The sequence below is a fragment of the Staphylococcus capitis subsp. capitis genome (assembly GCF_040739495.1).
Taxonomy (GTDB): Bacteria; Bacillota; Bacilli; order Staphylococcales; family Staphylococcaceae; genus Staphylococcus; species Staphylococcus capitis.
Window position 1 is genome coordinate 931,217 of the sequence record NZ_CP145263.1, and the last position, 20,990, is coordinate 952,206.

At 33.7% G+C, this 20,990-nt stretch carries 19 protein-coding genes, 2 tRNA genes and 1 rRNA gene; 18 read left to right on the forward strand and 4 right to left on the reverse strand.

All coding sequences use genetic code 11. The features are described from left to right. Nucleotides 1–3 precede the first annotated feature (3 nt). Both V6C74_RS04670 and V6C74_RS04675 read left to right on the forward strand, forming a co-directional pair. Entirely contained in the window at nucleotides 4–1,245 is a 1,242-nt protein-coding gene (locus V6C74_RS04670) for an aminopeptidase (RefSeq protein ID WP_002453597.1), read from the forward strand. 101 nt (nucleotides 1,246–1,346) lie between these two features. After that, complete coding sequence (locus tag V6C74_RS04675) at nucleotides 1,347–1,877, forward strand: acyl-CoA thioesterase (protein ID WP_002453596.1); 531 nt, start codon at nucleotides 1,347–1,349, stop codon at nucleotides 1,875–1,877. A gap of 67 nt (nucleotides 1,878–1,944) precedes the next feature. On the opposite strand, the gene yfkAB is transcribed toward V6C74_RS04675, so the two are convergent. Next, nucleotides 1,945–3,081: a radical SAM/CxCxxxxC motif protein YfkAB gene (yfkAB, locus tag V6C74_RS04680; RefSeq protein ID WP_165353540.1), complete on the reverse strand. Its 1,137-nt coding sequence runs from the start codon at nucleotides 3,079–3,081 to the stop codon at nucleotides 1,945–1,947. 158 nt (nucleotides 3,082–3,239) lie between these two features. Here yfkAB and V6C74_RS04685 point away from each other — a divergent pair, with 158 nt between their 5' ends. From V6C74_RS04685 to V6C74_RS04715, 7 genes are all read left to right on the forward strand, one after another. Beyond that, nucleotides 3,240–3,401: an SE1561 family protein gene (locus tag V6C74_RS04685; protein ID WP_001830395.1), complete on the forward strand. Its 162-nt coding sequence runs from the start codon at nucleotides 3,240–3,242 to the stop codon at nucleotides 3,399–3,401. Between the two features lie 193 nt (nucleotides 3,402–3,594). After that, entirely contained in the window at nucleotides 3,595–4,113 is a 519-nt protein-coding gene (locus tag V6C74_RS04690; protein ID WP_002435935.1) for a type 1 glutamine amidotransferase domain-containing protein, read from the forward strand. Between the two features lie 226 nt (nucleotides 4,114–4,339). Then, complete coding sequence (gene sgtB, locus V6C74_RS04695; protein ID WP_002453594.1) at nucleotides 4,340–5,149, forward strand: monofunctional peptidoglycan glycosyltransferase SgtB; 810 nt, start codon at nucleotides 4,340–4,342, stop codon at nucleotides 5,147–5,149. Nucleotides 5,150–5,319: 170 nt separating this feature from the next. Continuing rightward, nucleotides 5,320–6,138 (forward strand): recombination regulator RecX, encoded by an 819-nt coding sequence (gene recX, locus V6C74_RS04700; protein ID WP_002453593.1) that lies wholly within the window; start codon nucleotides 5,320–5,322, stop codon nucleotides 6,136–6,138. After that, entirely contained in the window at nucleotides 6,116–6,430 is a 315-nt protein-coding gene (locus tag V6C74_RS04705; RefSeq protein WP_002445497.1) for a YfhH family protein, read from the forward strand. The genes recX and V6C74_RS04705 overlap by 23 nt, the downstream gene beginning before the upstream one ends. 15 nt (nucleotides 6,431–6,445) lie before the next feature. Beyond that, nucleotides 6,446–7,963 (forward strand): ATP-binding cassette domain-containing protein, encoded by a 1,518-nt coding sequence (locus V6C74_RS04710; protein WP_002453592.1) that lies wholly within the window; start codon nucleotides 6,446–6,448, stop codon nucleotides 7,961–7,963. A gap of 8 nt (nucleotides 7,964–7,971) precedes the next feature. Further along, nucleotides 7,972–8,865, forward strand: coding sequence for a hypothetical protein (locus V6C74_RS04715; protein WP_002453591.1), 894 nt, complete (start codon nucleotides 7,972–7,974; stop codon nucleotides 8,863–8,865). Nucleotides 8,866–8,957: 92 nt separating this feature from the next. Here V6C74_RS04715 and V6C74_RS04720 read toward each other — a convergent pair whose 3' ends face one another. Continuing rightward, nucleotides 8,958–9,935 carry a metal-dependent hydrolase gene (locus V6C74_RS04720; protein ID WP_002453590.1) on the reverse strand — a complete coding sequence of 326 codons (978 nt, stop codon included), beginning with the start codon at nucleotides 9,933–9,935 and terminating at the stop codon, nucleotides 8,958–8,960. Nucleotides 9,936–10,084: 149 nt separating this feature from the next. Between V6C74_RS04720 and mutY the strand changes: the two genes are divergently transcribed. From mutY to V6C74_RS04735, 3 genes are all read left to right on the forward strand, one after another. Continuing rightward, complete coding sequence (gene mutY, locus V6C74_RS04725; protein ID WP_029625763.1) at nucleotides 10,085–11,128, forward strand: A/G-specific adenine glycosylase; 1,044 nt, start codon at nucleotides 10,085–10,087, stop codon at nucleotides 11,126–11,128. 102 nt (nucleotides 11,129–11,230) lie between these two features. Then, nucleotides 11,231–11,773 (forward strand): DUF402 domain-containing protein, encoded by a 543-nt coding sequence (locus V6C74_RS04730; RefSeq protein ID WP_002453588.1) that lies wholly within the window; start codon nucleotides 11,231–11,233, stop codon nucleotides 11,771–11,773. A gap of 280 nt (nucleotides 11,774–12,053) precedes the next feature. Next, entirely contained in the window at nucleotides 12,054–13,790 is a 1,737-nt protein-coding gene (locus V6C74_RS04735; protein WP_002435897.1) for an ABC transporter ATP-binding protein, read from the forward strand. Nucleotides 13,791–13,881: 91 nt separating this feature from the next. Here the strand turns inward: V6C74_RS04735 and V6C74_RS04740 are convergent, their stop codons facing one another. Both V6C74_RS04740 and V6C74_RS04745 read right to left on the reverse strand, forming a co-directional pair. Continuing rightward, on the reverse strand, nucleotides 13,882–14,976 hold the full coding sequence (locus V6C74_RS04740; RefSeq protein WP_002435931.1) for an aromatic acid exporter family protein: 1,095 nt from the start codon (nucleotides 14,974–14,976) through the stop codon (nucleotides 13,882–13,884). Nucleotides 14,977–15,151: 175 nt separating this feature from the next. After that, complete coding sequence (locus tag V6C74_RS04745) at nucleotides 15,152–16,447, reverse strand: glutamate-1-semialdehyde 2,1-aminomutase (protein ID WP_002435901.1); 1,296 nt, start codon at nucleotides 16,445–16,447, stop codon at nucleotides 15,152–15,154. Between the two features lie 80 nt (nucleotides 16,448–16,527). Here V6C74_RS04745 and bcp point away from each other — a divergent pair, with 80 nt between their 5' ends. The 6 genes from bcp (at nucleotide 16,528) to V6C74_RS04775 (ending at nucleotide 20,880) form a co-directional block, all read left to right on the forward strand. After that, nucleotides 16,528–16,983, forward strand: a complete 456-nt coding sequence (gene bcp, locus V6C74_RS04750) for a thioredoxin-dependent thiol peroxidase (RefSeq protein WP_002453587.1) — start codon at nucleotides 16,528–16,530, stop codon at nucleotides 16,981–16,983. 5 nt (nucleotides 16,984–16,988) lie between these two features. Next, nucleotides 16,989–17,939: a phosphoglycerate dehydrogenase gene (locus tag V6C74_RS04755; RefSeq protein ID WP_002453586.1), complete on the forward strand. Its 951-nt coding sequence runs from the start codon at nucleotides 16,989–16,991 to the stop codon at nucleotides 17,937–17,939. A gap of 95 nt (nucleotides 17,940–18,034) precedes the next feature. Continuing rightward, the gene (gene perR, locus V6C74_RS04760) at nucleotides 18,035–18,490 is read left to right on the forward strand and encodes a peroxide-responsive transcriptional repressor PerR (RefSeq protein ID WP_002435887.1); all 456 of its coding nucleotides are present in this window, start codon (nucleotides 18,035–18,037) and stop codon (nucleotides 18,488–18,490) included. 568 nt (nucleotides 18,491–19,058) lie between these two features. Next, a 16S ribosomal RNA gene (locus V6C74_RS04765) occupies nucleotides 19,059–20,609 on the forward strand. Nucleotides 20,610–20,707: 98 nt separating this feature from the next. Then, nucleotides 20,708–20,784: transfer RNA gene (locus tag V6C74_RS04770), tRNA-Ile, on the forward strand. Between the two features lie 20 nt (nucleotides 20,785–20,804). After that, a tRNA-Ala gene (locus V6C74_RS04775) sits at nucleotides 20,805–20,880 on the forward strand. The last annotated feature ends 110 nt before the right edge of the window (nucleotides 20,881–20,990 follow it).

A 20,990-nucleotide genomic window follows, 5' to 3' on the forward strand; every position in this document is an offset into this window, starting at 1 on the left:
ATTATGGATAACTATAATGAAAAGTTAAAACAATATGCAGAATTACTCGTTAAAGTAGGGATGAATGTTCAACAAAATCAACCTGTATTTATTCGTTCATCAGTTGAAGCGTTAGACTTAACGCATTTAATAGTTGAAGAGGCTTATAAAGCTGGTGCCTCTGATGTTCGTGTGAAATATTCAGACTCAAAACTGAAGAGACTTAAATTTGAACATGAATCTGTAGAGTATTTTGAGAATAGTGATTTAAAACAGTATGATGTTGATGAAAGATTGGATTATGTTGAACGTGGAGCAGCTAACTTAGCACTCATCGCGGAAGATCCTGACTTATTAAATGGTATCGATGGCAATAAATTAAAAGCTTTTCAAGCTCAATATTCAAAAGGGTTCAAACCATATATGGAAGCAAGTCAGAAGAATCAATTTCCATGGGTTGTGGCAGCCTTTCCTACTAAAGACTGGGCTCGCCGAGTTTACCCAGATATGGATGAAGAAAAAGCTTATGAAAAATTTATTGATGAAGTGTTTGATATTGTACGTGTAGATGGCAATGACCCAATTCAAAATTGGGACAAACATGTTAAATCTTTAAGTGTACATGCCGAAAGACTACAAAAGAAAAATTATAAGGCACTCCATTATATTTCTGAAGGTACAGACCTCACAGTCGGTTTACCGGAAGGACATTTATGGGAAGATGCAACGAGTTATGTCAACGGTGACGGCCAACCTTTTATCGCGAATATTCCTACAGAAGAAGTGTTCACAGCACCTGACAGAAATAATGTGAACGGTTATGTTACTAACAAGTTACCATTAAGTTATAATGGGAATATTATTGATGGTTTCACTTTAACGTTTAAAGATGGTGAAATTATAGATGTTAAAGCCGAAAAGGGTGAAGCGGTGCTCAAAGACTTAATTGGGACTGACGAAGGTTCTAGAAGACTTGGAGAAGTTGCATTAGTACCTGATGATTCACCAATTTCAAATCGCCGTACCATTTTTTATAACACGTTATTTGATGAAAATGCATCTTGTCATTTAGCAATTGGATCTGCATATGGTTTCAACGTCAAAGGTGGAAATGAAATGTCTACTGAAGAAAAGTTAGCCGCAGGTCTTAACGATTCAAATGTACATGAGGACTTTATGATAGGTAGTTCTGATTTAACGATTTATGGTATCTTACATGATGGTACTAAAGAGTTAGTTTTTGAAAATGGAAATTGGGCAAAGTAAGTAACATTATTGTAGATTTTAACAAGTTTTAGATATAAAAAATAAGATATTAATTACTAGTAGTCTTGGTTCTGGTATATCAATATGGGGAGAAATTAAATATGTCTAACGAGAATAGAAAAATGAAAGCAATGTCGGAAGCGAAATGTATTAAAAATAGACAAGTGTTTCCACAAGATACCAATCATCATCATACGATGTTTGGTGGGTCATTAATGGCAAATATCGATGAAATTGCTGCCATTACTGCTATGAAACATGCTGGAGCGCAAGTCGTTACTGCTTCAACTGATTCTGTTGACTTCTTGAGACCTATCAAAACTGGAGACATTTTGTCTTATGAAGCAATGGTTTCTTATGCTGGCACAAGCTCTATGGAAATTTGTGTACAAATCATCATTGATGATGTTTTTAATAATGAGCGCCATTTAGCAGCATTAAGCTTTTTAACATTTGTTGCGCTTGATGAAGATGGTAAACCTACAGATGTTCCAGGCGTGTATCCTGAAACAGATGTAGAAAAATGGTTCCACGAAAGTGCACCACAGCGCGTAGAGAGACGTAAAGAACGTCGCACTGAAAGTAAGAAAACAATCGAATATTTATCTGAAGTCAGACATATTGAAAAATAATATTAATAAAGCCAAAAGAAGATGAACTCATCTTCTTTTGGCTTTTAGCATCTATAATGTGAATTTATTAAGAAAAAATATGACGCGCATGCATTTCTTTTTCTTTATGTTTGAAGTCGGTTTTAGGATAATACATATTTTTTACTAATACGTTAGGTCCAAGGCATTGATATTTAGGACAATGGCAATTGAGTGATTTTGCTAATTCTGAATCTAGCCACTGGTCAAATACGTCTGTTAATTTATCTTTCTGTATATTTGAAATTGTACCGTTTTCATCACCGAAATCAGTAACAATTACATTACCAGTAAAAACGTTAACGTTTAATCTACTACGGCCGTCTGGATCGTTTCTCATTGTCACGTTTTTAGCATCTCTTAGTCTTTGCAATAATTTTTGATCATTTTTATCATTAATACATGGATAAATTGGTAAAGTTCCAAATAGCATCCATATATCTTCATCTCGAATATCAAGCAAGTGGTTAATAGCATCTTTCATTTCTTTTAAAGAAAGTACATTGAGTTGACTGGCAAAATCAGCAGGATACATCGGATGAACCTCATGACGGCTACATTTCATGTCATTTACGATTTCATTATGAATTTTGTCTAAGTAAGGTAGCGTACTTTGATTAAGCATCGTTTCGGCAGAAACAAACATTCCTTGTTCAGATAAAGTGCGAGAGTTATCAAGCATTTGTTCATATAATTTAAGTTTAGCTTTTAATGGTGGTTGCTTCTTCATAGCCCCAAAGCCTACATCAGTAAATTCTTGAATTGTACCCCAGTTATGAGAAATATGCATGACATCGATATATTCAGCTATTTCAAGATATCTATCTTGAGGTAATGTTAAATTAGAATTCATTTGAACATAAATTCCACGATCAAATGCATATTTAAGTAAAGGTTTAACCACATTTTTAATTGATTTCTTAGAGAACATTGGCTCTCCACCAGTAATAGACATCGTTCTTAAATTTGGTATTTCATCAAGCCTACGATAAATTACATCCATTGGAAGGGGATCTGGATCTTTAGTTTGAAGTGTATAACCAACTGCGCAATGGCTACAACGCATATTACAAAGGTTAGTAGTGGTAAATTCGATGTTACTAAGTGTTAACTTTCCATGATCTATAATATCATTGTAAGCTTCCCATGGGTCGTTTTGGATAGAAATAGGTTTTTTGTTTGTCATCAACATTAATAATTACTCCTAAATATAAACTTTCCATCTACTTTGTTTATTATGTAAAAAGTACAGTAAACATTATTAAGATTATATCGCTTTTTGTCAAATTCGTGTTAGGATATGATTATCATAAAAAAATCTATACAAAGGAGCGCTTATTTTTAATGAGTGAACAACAAACTATTGATCAAATTAAGACACGTTTAAATAAATTTATTGAGGACATTGACCATGTAAACCCTGATGAAGTACGTGTAGAGGATATAGATGAGTGGATTGGTCTGTTAGATCAATTAGAAGAGAAGGTAAAACAAGTTTCAAAATAAGCCTTATATTTAATTATTGAGTTGGATTTAGCAAGTGTTTGATTATGATGAGCAATCAACACTTGCTTTTTTTACCTCATATTCAGAAGAAGAAGCCTCTAAATATAAGTTAGTATCCTAATTTAATGTTTAAACTTGAGTGATCTTGTCTATATAATCACTAGAATTAATTAGAGAAAGGTGATTATTAATTATGACTAAAAAAGTAGCAATCATTCTTGCAGATGAATTTGAAGATATTGAATTAACTAGTCCAAAAGAAGCTATAGAAAATGCAGGATTTGAAACTGAAATTGTTGGAGATACTGCAAATCATGAAGTTGTAGGAAAACATGGCGAGAAAGCTACAGTTCAAGTAAGTATTGCTGATGCTAAACCTGAAGATTATGATGCATTATTAATCCCTGGTGGTTTCTCACCTGACCATTTACGCGGAGATGCAGAAGGACGTTACGGCACATTTGCTAAATACTTCACTAAAAATGATGTTCCAACATTTGCAATTTGCCATGGTCCATTAGTATTAATTGATACTGATGATTTAAATGGTCGTACATTAACTGGAGTATTAAATGTACGTAAAGACTTATCTAACGCAGGTGCTCAAGTGGTTGATGAATCAGTAGTAGTTGATAACAATATTGTTACAAGTCGTACACCTGACGATTTAGATGATTTCAATAGAGAAATTGTTAAACAATTAGAAGCTTAATTCTTATTCTTATAAATATCGTATAAGATTTTATATGAGCTATCGGTAAAGTCATTCTTTATCGATAGCTTTTTTAATTATTTAAAAAAATCTTAGAAATAGATATGCCATGTTGTTTATAACTTGCTACACCTCGGGACTGATTTTTAATGTAAGCTATAGCTAAACCATACAACTATTGGTACACTCACTTTAAGAGGGTGAGTTTGAGAAAAGGAGTAAACGCATGAAAAGAACTGAAAAATATGCGGATTCTTATAATGAGCAACATTCTGAATCACGTAGACCTCATTATAATACGTATTACCAACCAGTAGGTAAACCTCCGAAAAAGAAAAAAAGTAATAAGATTTTATTGAAAATACTAATTATAGTCATTGTACTCGTAGCAATATTCATGGGAGCAATGTATGTCTTATCTTCAAGAGCTAACGTGGATGATTTAAAATCAATTGAAAATAAAAGTAATTTCGTTTCTGCAGATAACATGCCTAACTATGTTAAAGGTGCCTTTATTTCAATGGAAGATGAACGTTTTTATAATCATCATGGTTTTGATTTAAAAGGAACTACACGTGCATTGTTTTCAACAATTAGTGATCGTGATGTACAAGGAGGTAGCACGATTACTCAACAAGTAGTAAAAAATTATTATTATGATAATGAACGCTCTTTCACTAGAAAAATTAAAGAGTTGTTTGTAGCCCACAAGGTTGAACAGCAGTATAACAAAAATGAGATTTTAAGTTTTTATGTTAATAATATTTATTATGGTGATGACCAATATACACTTGAAGGTGCTGCAAATCATTATTTTGGAACAACTGTTAATAAAAACAATCAAAGCATGCAACAGATTACTGTATTGCAAAGTGCTATATTAGCTAGTAAAGTCAATGCACCGAGTGTGTATGATGTTAATAATATGTCATCTAATTATACGAACCGTGTAAAAGCTAATTTGGAAAAAATGAAGCAACAAGATTTTATTACTGATGAGCAATATAAAGAAGCAATGTCACAATTAAGCAATTAATCTTTTATAAAGTTGTCTACTTTCATCATTCAAAAGTTGAAAGTAGACGCTTTTTTGTATTTTCAAAAGGTTTATTGTGAATGGTTATCTTATTTTTTAATTCGGAACAAATGTGCCATAATAATATTAATTGATATAGTGTCCATTTTCAGAAAAAGGTGGGATGAGATATGCCAAAGATAACGAAGCTTGAGGTTCAAAAGAAGAATAAAGAGCGATTCAATCTTTATCTCGATGGAGAGTTCGAAATGGGGATTGATATAGATACGCTTGTGAAATTCAACTTGAAGAAAGATCAAATGTTAGAGCCTCAAGATATGGAACAAATTCAAAAATATGACCACTATCGTCGTGGAGTAAATATGGCGATTCAGTATTTATCATTTAAAAAACGCACGGAAAAAGAAGTACGTCAATATTTGGAAAAAAATGATGTTTCACAAAATGCAATCGAACAGGTAATAGAATATTGTTATAGAGATAAATTTATTGATCATGAAGATTATGCAGAAAGTTTAAAAAATACGATGATTCGAACGTCAGATAAAGGGCCTGAAATATATAAACAGAAATTATATCAATTGGGTATTGAGCCAAAGATTATCGATCATTTTACGGCTTTATATGAAGAACAACAACCATTTGAAGATGTAATAAAAGTGGGGAACAAAGTCATGAAAACGAAAAAAGGTCCTGTGGTTAAAGTAAAACAAAAGGTTTCCCAAACCTTAATGCAAAAAGGTTTTACCCTTGAGACGATTCAAGCGACGATGAATGAATTGAATTTTTCGCAAGATGAAGAGACCTTAGATAATTTATTGCAACGTGATTTAGAGAAAGTCTATAATAAAAATTGTAAAAAATATGATGGTCAAAAATTGATGATGAAAACCATTGAAGCGCTTATGAGAAAAGGTTATAAGTATGATAAAATTAAATCAAAATTAGAAGAAAGTGGTATAACAGATGGTACAGAAGAAATTGAGTGAGATGTCTGAACAAGAATTAAGACATGAAATTCAAACATACAAAGAGAAAATGCGTAAAGCTGAAATGAATGGAATTATGAATGAATACGATGTGTACCAAAGTAAAGTCATCATTGCAGAAAGCTATCTGGTTGATCGTAATAAAGTTGAAATTGGAAAAATTTACAAATTGAACGATGGCAGCGAACAATACTTTAAAGTAGAGAGATTAAAAGGCGTCTTTGCTTGGGGCTTCAGAATAAAAAGTAGCGAACCAGAAGAAGGTCTACCATTAGCATTATTAAAAATTTAGAAGGATGTATAATCAATGGGAAGTTCAATTGTTTTAAGGTTACTAAAAGTAACGCATTATTATAGGAATAAACGAGCAAAGAAATGGTACCTACCTTTTGGTTATGGTGCAGAAGATATTAATTTAAATAATATTTCTTTACATATATATCAAGGTGAATCATTAGGAATAATTGGTGAGCCGGGTTCTTCTAAAACGCTAATAGGCAGAATCTTAAGTGGAACGGTTAAGCCTGATAAAGGTAAGGTTTCCCGAACAGAGAATCTGTTTTACGGTGATATGGAAGACCGGAAAGTAGCACACCAATCTGTACAAGAATATGTTGACGATATGGTGCAACTATTTCCCTACAAAGCGAGTAGTCATAAGGCTGAACAAATTATCCACTGGGCTCATTTAGCTGAGCAAGGTGAAAACAGTATTTCTAATCTAACAGAAGCTGAATATGCGCAATTACTTCTCAGTATCGCTCGTTCTTGTCAAAACAAAATTATTATATTGAGTCATGTACTCTCGCATTTAGATGATGTGTTTTTCGAAAGAGCGATTGAATTATCAGATGATTACATAAAGAATAATAGTACACTCGTTTTAATAGATAATGATATTGATAAAATTAGCGAAACGACTAACTATATTACGTGGGTTTCTCACGGGCAAATTAGAAAGGAAGGCTCACTTAATCAAGTTTTACCTATTTTTAAAGAACATGAAAAAGACCGTAAAAGTTTAGATTCAAAATCGCAACAGGAAAATTTTGATTTAGATTGGAAAAAGAGTCGTACGCGTATGCCTGAGATGACTTATAACTTTAAGAGAATAGAGCGCTATAATCACGCTAAACCACCAGTGTTTTTAGTGAGAATATTAACTCTGTTTGCAAGTTTCTTAATCGGACTTACGTTAATGGGCATATTGCTTTTCAATGATTTAGGAAGGGTTCATGTTTCTGAGAATTATACTCAAGCTTCAATTCAAAATCAAAATAAAGATCCATATGAAGATAAACTCACTTATGGTATTGCTTTAGATGGTTCAACCACATTGAGTGGTACACAAGATTCGACTCTACCTAAATATGGCGTGGCTACGATTACTGGTGAAAATAGTAAAAAATATAGAGTAGAAATGGATCATAAAATATATACAGTAGGCAAAAATGAATTATTCAATTTTAATCCTGCAGGTTTATATGAATCACATAGTTTTAAAACGTTAATGCCATACATTAAAACAAACTATAGTACATATTATGAATACTTCAATAGTCATTTACATCAAAAGCATAACAAAGTGACTAAAACATTGGTCCCAGAAAAAGATAATCGTTATGTTGTTCTTATTACACAACAACCACTAAGTATGATTTTTGGTGACAATGATACGTTAACAGGCTTTGTAATTCCAATGGAACATAAAACTGACTTAAAGAAAAAATTTGACATTAAAAAAGATGTTTGGATTACGAAATCAGGTAGTGGCTATTTTATTGCTGATATGAAAGATGACAAATGGATATATATTGAATTGTAGGTGTGAAAATGATAGATAATATAATACTATACTTTAAAAACTTGCCACATCTTATCACTTATTGTGTTCGTAGGTTAAAGAAAATTTGGAAATGGTTTGCTATGAGCCTTGTAATAGGGATTATCTTAGTATTAGGTTTAGAGGGCATTTTCGATATAAATCATAATACGGATATCGCTCAAGGAAGATGGTTATTTAGAGTGACATCGTTAATTGTATTTGGTCACATTGTACTTTCTGTATACTTAAGTTATAAGTTTTATAGAAAAGATTATATGGTAATGAAATCATTCCATATTTCATCAGTAACGCCTACTATAGTAATTGCACTATTGGCATTTGTAGACATGTTGATTATTGGTTTAATTATTGCGTTCTTAAAGCCAATTAACTTTGAGACATCTTTATTGTCGCTAATTTATTATTTGATTATGACTAGTATCTTTATCGGTGTTATTGCTGTTACTTTTGGTTTATTGAAATTTATACTCAAACGTTTCGACACAATTTATTTTATAATGAGTGCGATTTGTTTCTTTATAGTTCCAATTTTATTCATTCCTAAAACGCACTTATCGATAGTAGATCATATTTTAATGTTAAATCCCGTTTATTATCTTGTTCATGGTAATGCACAGTCTATTATATTCGGTGCAGTAAGTATGAATAACATTCCATATCATATTTACTTTATTCTCTTTTTAGTATTAATGTGTGTGATTAACTATGCATTAGTTCGCTATATCGCTTTTGATAAATATGATAGTTTAAATGACACTCACATTGAAAATGATTTAACACATCTGAGTGATGATAATGGCAAGAAATTAGAACATGATGGTGTATTTAACAATAATGAAAATGCTAATGAAGATAATGAAATGAATGGTAAAATTGAATAGCACTGTACTTAGTTATTGATATATAGTTAGATAAAGACCAAGGCACCCCTTATCATTAATTGGAGAAAGGGGTGCCTTGGTTTCTTTATATGTTATTGTGAAAATAGTTTGCGTTGTAGTTTGTCTTCGCTAAATACCCAACCGATGTAAGAGTGGTCGATTTCATTGACGTGAGTTAAATGTGCAATTGCAACAAATGAATAACGTCCATTATTAAGGTATCTTAAATCCATTAATCGAATTTCTGTTGTACCATCTTCTAAAGGTGTGGTTTGCCAACGATAAATGGATGAAAAATTTAAAAAAGTAAATATATCTTTATTACCTTTGACCTTCCAAAGTAACGAATCAGGCGTCATAGCTTGACGTTTTACCTTATCAGTAAATTCTACATCTTTCCACCGAGCAGTTCCAACATAATCATGTTTATCGGTTTGAATTGCCACACGCCAAACATGAAATTTCATTGTCGGAGCTACAAACACTTTTACAGGATTATGAGAATTTTCAATTTGAGTTAACGCCTCTTTTTTTATTGATGATTGCATCATAAAACGTATTACATAATAAATCACTAGTATTGCTACGATAGGGAAGAATGCGAAATACGGATGTATGCCTAAAACCCAAAGTAATACACCAATACATAAAAGAGTGAAAATAATAGGGTCAAATGTACTAATGACACTTAACTGAATCCACTTATTGGTTATGGGTCTAAGTGCTTGGGTACCGTAAGAATTAAATATATCCACAAACACATGTAAAAATACTGCAAGTTGAGCCCATAGCCAAACATGTAGTGGATTAGTGTTGTTAAAAATAACGAATATTAAAAAGGTTATCAAAATTGGCCATAAAATAGTGAAAGGTATGGAATGGGTAATTCCTCTATGATGAGAAATATAGGTCGCATTATCTTTTAGTTTTAAAACAGTATCACCGTCAGGTATTAATGAACCAGCAACAAGAGTGGTTGCAGTTGCTGCAAATGAACCTGCCATGACGGGATCTTGTGTTGCTAATGCAGTGAGACCTACACCCATAACTATATGTGTGGCTGTATCCATAAATGCTCACTCTTTTCATCTTTATTTAATATATATTATAATCTAAAAGTCGCTATAACAAAATCAACTTACTTCAATTGACGAATCTTTTGAAAGTGGAGATTTATTTGAGATGCATCACAATCGAAAAAGTAGAAAGGACAAATGGCATGTATCAAGAGGAATCTTTTAAAAAGAGAATTGTGGAGTGGTTTAACAAAAATCAGCGTGAAATGCCTTGGCGAGAAACCACTAATCCATATTACATATGGCTTAGTGAAGTAATGTTGCAACAGACACAAGTTAACACGGTTATTGACTATTATCATAGGTTTGTTAATCGATTCCCTACAATAGCAGCTTTAAGCGAAGCACATGAGGACGAAGTGCTTAAATATTGGGAAGGCCTAGGTTATTATAGTCGCGCTCGTAATTTTCATACAGCTGTTAAAGAAGTTGAATCTCAATATGGTGGAGAAGTCCCGTCTGATCCAGATCTTTTCAAAAAATTAAAAGGAGTGGGTCCCTATACACAAGCAGCAGTGATGAGTATAGCGTTTAACCAACCTTTAGCAACTGTTGATGGTAATGTTTTCCGAGTATGGTCTCGATTGAACAATGATTATCGTGATACGAAATTACAATCGACACGTAAAGCGTTTGAGGAAGAGTTAAATCCATATGTTCAAGAAGATTCAGGGACATTTAATCAAGCTATGATGGAATTAGGTGCACTCATTTGTACACCGAAATCTCCCTTATGTTTATTTTGCCCAGTGCAAGATAATTGTGAGGCTTTTCATGAAGGGACGACTGAAGATCTTCCAATTAAAACTAAAAATATTAAAAAGAAAACTATCAATCAAAAAGTATTTCTTATTAGAAATAATAATGGACAATATCTACTTGAAAAACGACAAGAAAAATTGTTGAACGGAATGTGGCAATTTCCTATGAGGGAAGCAAGTGTAGCTGATAATTTATTAACTCAAGAATTAGGAGTTAAAGTCGAAACTATAGAAGAGCCCATCTTTGAATTACGTCATCAGTTTACCCATATGACTTGGAATATTAAAGTTTATAGTGTACCTACATCTATAAATCTCTCGGAGAATGAACTCCCCTCAAACATGATTTGGTTTAATTTAGATAACAGGGATAATCATACATTTCCTGTATCAATGGACAAAATATACCGTTTTATTATTGGATAAGAGCTTAATACAGCGCTTAATGTAGTACCTTTATTTATTAAGCAAGTGTATCAAAGTATGATATAATCTAAATGGCTAAAAATAATAAAGGTGGTGTGGAGTATGGTTAAAGAGTCCATACCTAAAGAAGGAGAAACGATTAAAATTCAAAGTTATAAACATGATGGCAATATACATCGTGTTTGGTCTGAAACGACAATTCTAAAAGGGACTGACCATGTGATTATAGGTGGGAATGATCATACGTTAGTAACTGAAAGTAACGGTCGCACATGGATTACAAGAGAACCAGCTATTGTCTATTTTCATTCGGAGTATTGGTTTAATGTTATTTGTATGTTTAGAGAAGATGGGATTTATTATTACTGTAATTTATCATCACCTTTCGTGTCCGATGAAGAAGCGCTAAAATATATCGATTATGATTTAGATATTAAAGTTTATCCTAATGGTAAGTATCACTTACTCGATGAAGATGAGTATGAACTACATATGAACCAAATGAACTATCCTCATGATATTGACGTTATTTTGAGAAGAAATGTCGACATCTTACAGCAATGGATTGAGCAGAAGAAAGGACCGTTCGCTCCAGATTTTATTAAAGTGTGGAAAGAGCGTTATAAAAAGATTAGAGATTATTAAGCAAAAAAGATGTAATACATGATTCTTTGCTTTATATTATTAAAAGTGTCGAATGATTATAAGAATCATGATTTAAATGTATTACAATCTTGTAGTTCAATGAGTTTAACATCTTTAAGATTTACAACATTATATTGAAGTCTCGTATTGTATTTTAATATCAGAGGTTGAAACATTATCATGACAGTGCTTATGAGTATAAAGTAAGCGAATGAAATGTATTCAACCTCTGTTCATTTTTTAAAAAATAAATTGCGTTTATCACGGGGGGTAAAAGCGCATGATTAAACGATATTTAAAATTCGTCAAACCATATAGATATCGTATTATTGCAACTATTATCGTGGGTATTATTAAATTTGGTATACCTATGTTAATACCGTTATTGATTAAATACGCTATAGATGGAGTAATTAATAACCACTCACTATCAAATAGTGAAAAGTTTAGTCATCTTGCAATCGCAATTGGCATTGCTCTATTTATATTTGTAATAGTACGTCCGCCCATTGAATATATCAGACAATATTTAGCTCAATGGACAAGTAACAAAATTTTATATGATATCCGTAAACAACTATATAATCATTTACAAGCTTTAAGTGCACGTTTCTACGCAAATAACCAAGTTGGACAGGTGATTTCTCGCGTTATTAATGACGTAGAACAAACAAAAGACTTTATACTTACAGGGTTAATGAATATTTGGTTAGACTGCGTTACTATTATCATCGCTTTATCTATTATGTTCTTTTTAGATGTTAAATTAACTATTGCAGCTATTTTCATTTTCCCATTCTATATTTTAACGGTTTATTTCTTCTTCGGAAGATTGAGACAATTGACACGTGTACGTTCTCAAGCACTTGCTGAAGTTCAAGGTTTCTTGCATGAACGAGTTCAAGGTATGTCAGTGATTAAAAGTTTCGCAATAGAAGATAATGAAGCTCAAAATTTTGATCACCGTAATAGTCATTTTTTAAAGCGCGCCTTTCAACATACACGTTGGAATGCCTATTCATTTGCAGCAATAAACACTGTAACAGACTTAGGACCAATTATTGTAATAGGCGTTGGCGCATACTTAGTTATTAATGGTGCTATTACTGTAGGTACACTTGCAGCATTTGTAGGGTACTTAGAACAATTATTTGGACCTTTAAGAAGACTTGTTTCTTCATTTACTACATTAACTCAAAGCTTTGCTTCGATGGACAGGGTTTTCCAACTTATGGATGAAGATTATGACATTAAGAATGGTATCGGTGCACAACCTATTGAAATTAAAAAAGGGCAAATCGATTTGAAGAATGTCAGCTTTAAATATAATGATAATGAATTAGAAGTTTTGCATGATATTAATTTAACAATTAATAAGGGCGAAACTGTAGCTTTTGTTGGTATGAGTGGTGGTGGAAAATCAACTTTAATTAGTTTAATTCCACGATTTTATGACGTTACGTCAGGTGAAATTTTAGTTGATGGCAATAATGTGAAAGATTTCTTAACAGGTAGTTTAAGAAATCAAATTGGTCTCGTTCAACAAGATAATATTTTATTTTCAGACACTGTGAAAGAAAATATTTTATTAGGTAGACCTGATGCAACGGATGACGAGATAGTTGAAGCGGCCAAGATGGCAAACGCGCATGACTTTATTATGAATTTACCTGAAGGCTATGACACTGAAGTTGGAGAGCGAGGCGTGAAACTTTCTGGAGGACAAAAGCAACGTCTTTCAATTGCACGTATATTCTTAAATAATCCACCGATACTTATTTTAGATGAAGCAACCAGTGCGTTAGATTTAGAAAGTGAAGCTATTATACAAGAGGCGTTGGATGTATTAAGTAAAGATAGAACAACTTTAATTGTAGCTCACAGGCTGTCTACAATTACGCATGCAGATAAAATAGTGGTTATGGAAAATGGTCAGATTGTTGAAACAGGTACACATCAAGAGTTAATCCAGAAACAAGGTGCGTACGAACATTTATATAGTATTCAAAATTTATAAACTGTTTGAATCAATAATAATTAAATATCTTAAAAATGATAAAGCACCACCTTTACTATAGTTAATGTGAGTAAAGGTGGTGCATTTTTAGTTACAAATCAAAGTCCTCATCAGAAATGTCGATGTCTGAATCTGAATTATGATATTTAAAGAAGCTTAATCGAATTCTATCGAGATGTTCTAAGTGATATCTATATTCCTCAATAGCAGCTATAATTTGCATTACATTTGCATAAGAGTATTGCGTTTGGTAAGGATTTTGAATTAACTCTTGTTGAAATGCGTCCATTAAGTTTTTCTTTAGTGGGTTGTCTACTTCGTAATCAAGTTTTGTAACATCGTATCTCGCTTTTTTAGAAAGGCTCTTATAGATTTGTTCATGAACTGCTACTAACGAATCAAGTTCTAATTTAATTTGTAATAATAGTTGATTATTAAGTTGATGTAAGTCATTTTGGTAACGTGACATACGGTTGAGTACTTCGTAAGCCTGTCTTGTCGTTCCTACTACTTCTTTAAATAATATCTTCTTTCTATTCTGCTGATAAATATGTTTTTTAGTCAAAGGTTTCTCTTCATGATAATAATTGTAGATTTGCTCTAATTTATTGATACGTGAATTAAGTTGATCACCATCCTGCTTAATATTATGAAATTCTGAAGTATCATTAAGCACAAGTTTGAACCATACAAAAATATCTGAAGAAATATTTACAGAATTATAATAGATTTTGGTTTCAAATTTAGGAGGTAAGAAGATTAAATTGACTATTGAGGAACTTAAAACACCTATCATAACAAGAGCGAATCTGAAGAATGCTGCTACATAGAAGGAACCTGTATGTTGACCCATAATGATTAAAGCCGTCACACTTGCTAATGTAGCAACATGAGCTAGGTTAAATTTAAACAAAATCGCAATTAACAATATTACCGTTACGCCCATTATTATGAAGTTATCACTAAAAATAGTTACCATAGTAACGGCGAGTAGAGCACCTATAATATTACCAATCGCTTGTTCAGATACTGTTTTAATTGAACGATAAACGCTTGGTTGCATCGCTACGACAGCACTGACACCAGCAAGTGCCTTTAAGCCGATATTATCTGGAAGTAAAGAAGCGATAGACATAGCTAATATAATTGCTATACCAGTCTTGAAAATCCGAGCTCCTAGTCTCAAATATAACGCTCCTTTGATTTATGATTTAAATATATTAATACATACTCTCATTCATTATTGTTATACACCGAGACGCTAAATTTTTCAAGCTTATACATAAAAAGATTTGCCTATTAGCTGGTTAATCTTTTTCTAATTAAAAATACCCCCACCTATAATGGTAGGGGGTTAAGTCTTAATTATTTTTCATTTGGCTAAATGCATAGTCAGCAGCTTCTATAGTTTTATCAATATCTTCTTCGGTATGCTCAGTAGTTAGGAACCATGCTTCAAATTTAGATGGTGCTAAATTGATACCTTGATTTAACATTAACTTGAAGAACTTCGCGAAAGCTTCGCCATCAGAATTTTCTACTTGTTCATAGTGAGTAATTTTTTCATCCGTAAAATATAACGTCATAGAGCCATATATTCTATTTATCGTAGCAGTAATGTTGTGTTTATCGATTAACTTAAGTAATCCATCCTCAAGACGTTTTCCTAATTTGTCTAACTTTTCATAAACACCATCTTGTTCTAAAACTTCTAGTAAAGCAATTCCTGCTCTCATTGATAATGGATTACCTGCCATTGTACCAGCTTGATATGCTGGACCTAATGGAGCGACATGTTCCATGATGTCTTGTCGACCACCATAGCCACCGATTGGTAAACCACCGCCAACTATTTTACCAAAAGCAGTTAAGTCTGGTTTTACTCCTAATAAATCTTGTGCTGCCCCATAATGGAAACGGAAAGCTGTAATAACTTCATCATAAATGACTAAAGTTCCGTTATCATGTGAGATTTTATTAACTTCTTCTAAGAATCCAGGTTGAGGCATAACCATACCAAAGTTACCTACAATGGGTTCGACGAGTACGCCTGCGATTTCATCGCCCCAATAATCAATTGCTTCTCTATATGAATCAATATCATTAAATGGTACAGTAATCACTTCTTGTGCCACACTTTGAGGCACCCCAGCAGAATCTGGAGAACCTAATTGTGAAGGGCCACTCCCTGCAGCAACTAAAACTAAATCAGAATGTCCATGATAAGATCCTGCAAATTTAATAATTTTATTTCTTTTAGTATAGGCACGTGCCACTCTAATTGTTGTCATAACAGCTTCTGTACCTGAATTAACAAAACGTATCTTTTCTAATGAAGGAATGGCATCTCTTAACTTCTTAGCAAAATCAATTTCAAGTTCAGTAGGAGTACCATATAACACTCCTTTGGCAGCTTGATCTTGAATTGCCTCTGTAATATGTGGATGCGCATGTCCGGTAATTATAGGACCATACGCCTGTAAGTAATCGATGAATTTATTACCATCTACATCATATAAATAAGCACCATGACCTTCCTTCATCATTACAGGTGCACCACCACCTACAGCTTTATATGAACGAGAAGGTGAATTAACGCCACCTAGTATATATTCATTAGAGAGTTTCTGAAGACGTTCGCTTTCAGTAAAATTCATATCTATCAACCTCTTTTAATTTAATATTTTCATTTAATATCGTATCATAAAATCAACATTATTAAGAAATGGGTGAGCATATGTTAACCAAAGGCGAAAAGTTTCCATCATTTTCATTGGAGAATCAAGATGGAGCAGTAGTTACAAATGAGACATTAAAAGGGCGTAAGGCAATATTATATTTTTATCCTAGAGACAATACACCAACTTGCACAACTGAAGCATGCGACTTTAGAGATAACTTATCTGAATTTAATGATTTAGATGTAGATGTTTATGGAATTAGTGGAGATTCTAAAAAGAAACATCAAAACTTTATTGAAAAACATCAACTCAACTTTGACTTACTTGTAGATGAAGATTATAAACTTGCTGATGAAGCGGGGGTATATCAATTAAAAAAATCTTTTGGTAAAGAGAGTATGGGGATCGTTAGAACTACATTTGTAATCGATGAAAATGGGTATATTATTGACGTAATTGAAAAAGTTAAAGTTAAAACTCAAATAGAAGAATTAAAAAATATCTTGGAGTGAGTATATTGAAAATCGTAAGTCTAAGAAGATTAAAAGATTTAGAGGAACAGTTGATAAAACAATTTCCCGAACAGGAATTTAAATTTTATAAAAAAGCTCAATTTATTCCAACTGAAGATAGAGAATCACTAGATATTTTAATTGGTTATGATGGCGATATAGATCAAGCATTTTTAGAAGAGTGTAAAAACTTAAAATGGATTGCATGGTATGCTACTGGAGTCAATAATCTTCCACTAGATTATATTAATGATAGGGGCATTATTTTAACAAATGGCAGAGGTGTCCAAGCAAAACAACTATCAGAATTTATAATGACGTTTATATTAGATGATTATAAGAAAATGAGAACATCTTATGAAAATCAACGTGCGCATAAGTATGACTCAAAGTTAACGGGTGAGAGAGTTAACGGTAAAACACTTTTATTTTTAGGTACAGGTGCAATTGCCCAAAAGACTGCATATTTAGCTCAAGCATTTGGAATGAAAGTTATCGGTGTAAGTAAATCAGGACATATGAAAGATTACTTTGATTATACTTATACTATAGAAGAAATGGATGATGTATTAGCGGAAGGTGATGTGATAGTTAATTCACTCCCAGAAACCCAAGAAACTATACATCTACTTAAAAAACACCATTTTGAGGAAATGAAAGATGAAGCACTATTCATTAATATAGGTAGAGGTACGATTGTTAAAGAAGAACTTATTATAGAAGTTTTACGAAATCGTTTGATTAGACATGCATATTTAGATGTCTTTGAAAATGAACCTCTATCAAGTGATAACCCGCTATATGATTTAGATAATGTTACGATTACTGCACATATTACTGGTAATGATAAAAATATAAATCGTGATGTAACTGCAATATTTGAAAAGAACTTAACTCATTTTCTCAATAAGAACAAGGTAATTGAGAATGAAGTAGACCCAAATAAAGGGTATTAGTTGAAAACATCATGTACTTATTGACATTTATAATCTTCAACAGTTATATTAATATTAAGTAATAATTATTATTAACTAGAAAGATGGTGAATTCAATGAGTGCGGATTTAGAGTCAATTGAACATGAACTTGAAGAATCAATTGCGTCTTTAAGAAAAGCAGGAATACGTATTACGCCTCAAAGACAAGCAATTATACGTTATCTCATTTCTTCACATTCACATCCTACAGCGGATGAGATTTACCAAGCACTTTCACCTGATTTTCCTAATATAAGTGTTGCAACTATCTACAATAATCTAAGAGTATTTAAAGATATTGGTATAGTAAAAGAATTAACGTATGGTGACGCATCAAGTCGATTTGATTTCAATACACATAATCACTATCACGTTATTTGCGAAAAATGTGGTAAAATCGTAGACTTCCATTATCCTCAACTTGATGAGGTTGAACATTTAGCTCAACATGTTACAGATTTTGATATTACTCATCATCGAATGGAAATATACGGAGTATGTAAGGAATGTAAAGAAAACGAAAATAATTAAAAGCTTAAAAGATTAAGGTAGTAGCCTTTAAAGGTTGCTACCTTATTTTTTATGAATTAATTAGGTGCAAATTTGTAAGTTTTTCTATTTATTAGGATATCTTTGATTGGATAATGATCTTAAGAGCGAATTACACTATTAAATCTAATTATTCTTAATCAAGAAACTTATTCACAGATAAAGTAATTTTAAACTTAAAAACTCTTTGAAAGTAATTGACGTTATTGAGCTAACTTGATATTATATAAAAGTCGTCAAAAACAGATTAATTAATTGAAAACTTGAAGTAAAAAACTTTAAGTTAATGTTAATAAAGTGTAATTTTGACTATTGAACTTTCTTGCGAAACATTATAAGATATTATTTGTTGAATTAATCAACTACAAACAAGAAATAAATTAATGAATTTAATTCTTGACAGTTTAAGTTGATTTCGATACAATGATGTATTGTAAGTGTTAAATGAACATTGAAAACTGAATGACAATATGTCAACGTTAATTCCAATAAACGTAACGAAACGTTACAAACTATTTAGTATTTATGAGCTAATCAAACATCATAATTTTTTATGGAGAGTTTGATCCTGGCTCAGGATGAACGCTGGCGGCGTGCCTAATACATGCAAGTCGAGCGAACAGACGAGGAGCTTACTCCTCTGACGTTAGCGGCGGACGGGTGAGTAACACGTGGATAACCTACCTATAAGACTGGGATAACTTCGGGAAACCGGAGCTAATACCGGATAACATGTTGAACCGCATGGTTCAACAGTGAAAGACGGTCTTGCTGTCACTTATAGATGGATCCGCGTCGCATTAGCTAGTTGGTAAGGTAACGGCTTACCAAGGCAACGATGCGTAGCCGACCTGAGAGGGTGATCGGCCACACTGGAACTGAGACACGGTCCAGACTCCTACGGGAGGCAGCAGTAGGGAATCTTCCGCAATGGGCGAAAGCCTGACGGAGCAACGCCGCGTGAGTGAAGAAGGTCTTCGGATCGTAAAACTCTGTTATTAGGGAAGAACAAATGTGTAAGTAACTATGCACGTCTTGACGGTACCTAATCAGAAAGCCACGGCTAACTACGTGCCAGCAGCCGCGGTAATACGTAGGTGGCAAGCGTTATCCGGAATTATTGGGCGTAAAGCGCGCGTAGGCGGTTTTTTAAGTCTGATGTGAAAGCCCACGGCTCAACCGTGGAGGGTCATTGGAAACTGGAAAACTTGAGTGCAGAAGAGGAAAGTGGAATTCCATGTGTAGCGGTGAAATGCGCAGAGATATGGAGGAACACCAGTGGCGAAGGCGACTTTCTGGTCTGTAACTGACGCTGATGTGCGAAAGCGTGGGGATCAAACAGGATTAGATACCCTGGTAGTCCACGCCGTAAACGATGAGTGCTAAGTGTTAGGGGGGTTCCGCCCCTTAGTGCTGCAGCTAACGCATTAAGCACTCCGCCTGGGGATTACGACCGCAAGGTTGAAACTCAAAGGAATTGACGGGGACCCGCACAAGCGGTGGAGCATGTGGTTTAATTCGAAGCAACGCGAAGAACCTTACCAAATCTTGACATCCTCTGATCCCTCTAGAGATAGAGTTTTCCCCTTCGGGGGACAGAGTGACAGGTGGTGCATGGTTGTCGTCAGCTCGTGTCGTGAGATGTTGGGTTAAGTCCCGCAACGAGCGCAACCCTTAAGCTTAGTTGCCATCATTAAGTTGGGCACTCTAAGTTGACTGCCGGTGACAAACCGGAGGAAGGTGGGGATGACGTCAAATCATCATGCCCCTTATGATTTGGGCTACACACGTGCTACAATGGACAATACAAAGGGTAGCAAAACCGCGAGGTCAAGCAAATCCCATAAAGTTGTTCTCAGTTCGGATTGTAGTCTGCAACTCGACTACATGAAGCTGGAATCGCTAGTAATCGTAGATCAGCATGCTACGGTGAATACGTTCCCGGGTCTTGTACACACCGCCCGTCACACCACGAGAGTTTGTAACACCCGAAGCCGGTGGAGTAACCTTTTGGAGCTAGCCGTCGAAGGTGGGACAAATGATTGGGGTGAAGTCGTAACAAGGTAGCCGTATCGGAAGGTGCGGCTGGATCACCTCCTTTCTAAGGATATATTCGGAACATCTTCTTCGAAGATGAAAAGGAATAACGTGACATATTGTATTCAGTTTTGAATGTTTATTAACATTCATTTTTATAATGGGCCTATAGCTCAGCTGGTTAGAGCGCACGCCTGATAAGCGTGAGGTCGGTGGTTCGAGTCCACTTAGGCCCACCATTTAAGTTAATATTCTTTTTGGGGGCTTAGCTCAGCTGGGAGAGCGCCTGCTTTGCACGCAGGAGGTCAGCGGTTCGATCCCGCTAGTCTCCACCATGATATATTGTACATTGAAAACTAGATAAGTAAGTAAATAGATTTTACCAAGCAAAACCGAGTGAATAGAGTTTTAAATAAGCTTGAATTCATAAAAATAATCGCTAGTG

Excerpts from the sequence above, each read along its gene's own strand:
- V6C74_RS04670 (WP_002453597.1), top strand. The coding sequence starts at position 4 with ATGGATAACTATAATGAAAAGTTAAAACAATATGCAGAATTACTCGTT.
- V6C74_RS04675 (WP_002453596.1), top strand. The coding sequence starts at position 1,347 with ATGTCTAACGAGAATAGAAAAATGAAAGCAATGTCGGAAGCGAAATGT.
- yfkAB (WP_165353540.1), bottom strand. The coding sequence starts at position 3,081 with ATGACAAACAAAAAACCTATTTCTATCCAAAACGACCCATGGGAAGCT.
- V6C74_RS04685 (WP_001830395.1), top strand. The coding sequence starts at position 3,240 with ATGAGTGAACAACAAACTATTGATCAAATTAAGACACGTTTAAATAAA.
- V6C74_RS04690 (WP_002435935.1), top strand. The coding sequence starts at position 3,595 with ATGACTAAAAAAGTAGCAATCATTCTTGCAGATGAATTTGAAGATATT.
- sgtB (WP_002453594.1), top strand. The coding sequence starts at position 4,340 with ATGAAAAGAACTGAAAAATATGCGGATTCTTATAATGAGCAACATTCT.
- recX (WP_002453593.1), top strand. The coding sequence starts at position 5,320 with ATGCCAAAGATAACGAAGCTTGAGGTTCAAAAGAAGAATAAAGAGCGA.
- V6C74_RS04705 (WP_002445497.1), top strand. The coding sequence starts at position 6,116 with ATGGTACAGAAGAAATTGAGTGAGATGTCTGAACAAGAATTAAGACAT.
- V6C74_RS04710 (WP_002453592.1), top strand. The coding sequence starts at position 6,446 with ATGGGAAGTTCAATTGTTTTAAGGTTACTAAAAGTAACGCATTATTAT.
- V6C74_RS04715 (WP_002453591.1), top strand. The coding sequence starts at position 7,972 with ATGATAGATAATATAATACTATACTTTAAAAACTTGCCACATCTTATC.
- V6C74_RS04720 (WP_002453590.1), bottom strand. The coding sequence starts at position 9,935 with ATGGATACAGCCACACATATAGTTATGGGTGTAGGTCTCACTGCATTA.
- mutY (WP_029625763.1), top strand. The coding sequence starts at position 10,085 with ATGTATCAAGAGGAATCTTTTAAAAAGAGAATTGTGGAGTGGTTTAAC.
- V6C74_RS04730 (WP_002453588.1), top strand. The coding sequence starts at position 11,231 with ATGGTTAAAGAGTCCATACCTAAAGAAGGAGAAACGATTAAAATTCAA.
- V6C74_RS04735 (WP_002435897.1), top strand. The coding sequence starts at position 12,054 with ATGATTAAACGATATTTAAAATTCGTCAAACCATATAGATATCGTATT.
- V6C74_RS04745 (WP_002435901.1), bottom strand. The coding sequence starts at position 16,447 with ATGAATTTTACTGAAAGCGAACGTCTTCAGAAACTCTCTAATGAATAT.
- bcp (WP_002453587.1), top strand. The coding sequence starts at position 16,528 with ATGTTAACCAAAGGCGAAAAGTTTCCATCATTTTCATTGGAGAATCAA.
- perR (WP_002435887.1), top strand. The coding sequence starts at position 18,035 with ATGAGTGCGGATTTAGAGTCAATTGAACATGAACTTGAAGAATCAATT.